Source organism: Pseudomonas agronomica (assembly GCF_025917275.1).
GTDB lineage: Bacteria > Pseudomonadota > Gammaproteobacteria > Pseudomonadales > Pseudomonadaceae > Aquipseudomonas > Aquipseudomonas agronomica.
This window is the reverse complement of the sequence record NZ_JAOSHO010000654.1, coordinates 1-2,366: the sequence shown is the minus strand read 5'-3', so window position 1 is coordinate 2,366 and position 2,366 is coordinate 1. Positions and strand designations below refer to the sequence as shown.

4 protein-coding genes and 1 pseudogene are annotated in these 2,366 nt (G+C 60.1%); all 5 read left to right on the top strand.

Annotation, left to right across the window (positions count from 1 at the left end; translation table 11 throughout):
• Positions 1–225 (top strand): annotated as a pseudogene (locus tag OC610_RS25810) (antibiotic biosynthesis monooxygenase); the annotation flags it as partial.
• Positions 226–347: 122 nt separating this feature from the next.
• The gene (gene folM, locus OC610_RS25805) at positions 348–1,058 is read left to right on the top strand and encodes a dihydromonapterin reductase (protein WP_264431858.1); all 711 of its coding nucleotides are present in this window, start codon (positions 348–350) and stop codon (positions 1,056–1,058) included.
• A 20-nt stretch (positions 1,059–1,078) separates the two neighbouring features.
• Positions 1,079–1,636, top strand: a complete 558-nt coding sequence (folE, locus tag OC610_RS25800; protein ID WP_264431857.1) for a GTP cyclohydrolase I FolE — start codon at positions 1,079–1,081, stop codon at positions 1,634–1,636.
• Positions 1,637–2,017: a dihydroneopterin triphosphate 2'-epimerase gene (gene folX / locus OC610_RS25795; RefSeq protein WP_014340149.1), complete on the top strand. Its 381-nt coding sequence runs from the start codon at positions 1,637–1,639 to the stop codon at positions 2,015–2,017.
• Positions 2,018–2,114: 97 nt separating this feature from the next.
• Positions 2,115–2,366: DUF1244 domain-containing protein (locus tag OC610_RS25790; protein WP_264431856.1), on the top strand; the 252-nt coding region annotated here is incomplete at its 3' end.

The window sequence follows — 2,366 nt, the reverse complement described above, 5'->3', positions numbered from 1 at the left end:
CAGGCCGTGGCGATCTGGCTGGCGTTCTTTCCTGTTTCGTTATTGTTCAATTTCTTCTTGGGACCGTTACTCGGCGAACTGGGCCTGCTAAGCCGGGTTTTCATCAGTACGCTCATTCTGACGCCCCTGATGGTTTATTTGTTTATCCCGATGTCGACGCATTTATTGGCGAGTTGGCTGGCGGGGGCACCACAACGGCCATTACCGGCCGCGCAGAATCACTGACGCCATGGGAGCCAGCCAGGGTTCGTGAGGGAAACCGAATCGGGCGCTGGACTTCCCTTGTCCATAGGACGTACCCGCCGTCGCTGTTATAGTTTTGCTTCCAACGCGAACCGAGCCGTCCCATGTCCAGCGCCACCGCTCCGATCCTGATCACCGGCGCCGCCCAACGCGTCGGCCTGCACTGTGCCCGACGCATGCTGGAGGACGGCCAACCGGTTATCGCCACGTACCGCACCGAACGCCCGGGGGTGCAGGTGCTGCGGGACTTGGGAGCCACGATGCTGTTCGCCGATTTTTCCAGTGAAGCCGGGATCCTGGCCTTCATCGACCAGCTCAAGCAACACACCAACCAACTTCGTGCCATCGTGCACAACGCCTCGGCCTGGCTCGCCGAAACCCCGGGCGACGAAGCCGCCGCCTTCAGCGCCATGTTCGGTGTCCATATGCTCGCGCCCTACCTGATCAACCTGCACTGTGCCGATTTACTGCAGCGCTCGGTGCCGGCGGATATCGTGCACATCAGTGATGACGTGACGCGCAAGGGCAGCAGCAAGCACATCGCCTATTGCGCCACCAAGGCTGGCCTGGAAAGCCTCACGCTTTCATTCGCGGCAAAATACGCACCGGCCATCAAGGTCAACGGCATCGCCCCGGCCCTGCTACTGTTCAATCCCGCCGACGATGCGACCTACCGCGCCAAGGCCCTGGCCAAATCCGCGCTGGGCATCGAACCTGGCAGCGAAGTGATTTACCAGAGCCTGCGCTACCTGCTCGACAATCCTTACGTCACCGGCACCACCCTGTCCCTCAACGGCGGGCGGCACATCAAGTAGTCCTGTTCCGAGGAAGCACCATGGCCCTGTCACCCCAGCATTACCGCGAGATCCTGATCGGCCTGGGCGAAGACCCGGAGCGCGAGGGCCTGCTGGACACGCCGGTGCGCGCCGCCAAGGCCATGGAGTACCTTTGCCATGGTTATGATCAAAGCATCGAGCAGATCGTCAACGGGGCCCTGTTTGCCTCCGACAGTGACGAAATGGTGATCGTCGCCAATATAGAGCTCTATTCGTTGTGCGAACATCACCTGCTGCCCTTCATCGGCAAGGCCCATGTAGCTTATATTCCTACGGGCAAGGTCCTGGGGCTGTCGAAGATCGCCCGGTTGGTGGACATGTTCGCCCGCCGCCTGCAAATCCAGGAAAACCTCACCCGGCAAATCGCCGACGCGGTGCAGCAAGTCACCCAGGCCGCCGGCGTTGCGGTGGTGATCGAAGCCCAGCACATGTGCATGATGATGCGCGGTGTCGAGAAGCAGAACTCGACCATGAACACCTCGGTGATGCTTGGCGCTTTTCGCGAGTCCAGCAACACCCGCCAGGAATTCCTGCAATTGATTCGACGGAGCCAATAAATGCCACAACTTCAGCCCGCCATGGCGCGCATCAAGGTCAAGGACCTGCGCCTGCGTACGTTCATCGGGATCAATGAAGACGAGATCCTCAACAAACAGGATGTGTTGATCAACCTGACCATCCTCTACGCGGCCCAAGAGGCCGTGCGCGACAACGATATCGATCACGCCTTGAATTACCGCACCATCACCAAGGCGATCATCGCCCACGTGGAAGGCAACCGCTTCGCCCTGCTCGAACGCCTGACCCAGGAGTTGCTGGACCTGGTCATGGCCAATGAGTCAGTGCTGTACGCCGAGGTCGAAGTCGATAAGCCGCATGCCTTGCGATTCGCCGAATCCGTGTCGATTACCCTCGCGGCAAGCCGCGCTGCTTCGTAGCAGCTGCAAGCCTCAAGCTGTAAGCTTCAAGCCTGAACACCGCAAACCCACTTGCAGCTTGAAGCTCGCCGCTTGAAGCTGTCTCGCAGAGACTCCCATGAACGACCAACAACGCCTGGAACTCGAAGCCGCCGCTTTCCGTCGACTGGTGGCCCACCTGGACAGCCGCAAGGATGTGCAGAATATCGACCTGATGAACCTCGCCGGTTTCTGTCGCAACTGCCTGTCCAAGTGGTACAAGGCCGCCGCCGACGAACGCCAGCTGGAGGTCAGCCTCGACGACGCGCGCGCAGTTGTCTACGGCATGCCCTATGCCGAATGGAAAGCCCAATATCAGAAAGAGGCCAGC

Bases quoted from the DNA above. Each gene is read 5' to 3' on its own strand.
- folE (WP_264431857.1), top strand. From the start codon at position 1,079: ATGGCCCTGTCACCCCAGCATTACCGCGAGATCCTGATCGGCCTGGGC.
- folM (WP_264431858.1), top strand. From the start codon at position 348: ATGTCCAGCGCCACCGCTCCGATCCTGATCACCGGCGCCGCCCAACGC.
- folX (WP_014340149.1), top strand. From the start codon at position 1,637: ATGCCACAACTTCAGCCCGCCATGGCGCGCATCAAGGTCAAGGACCTG.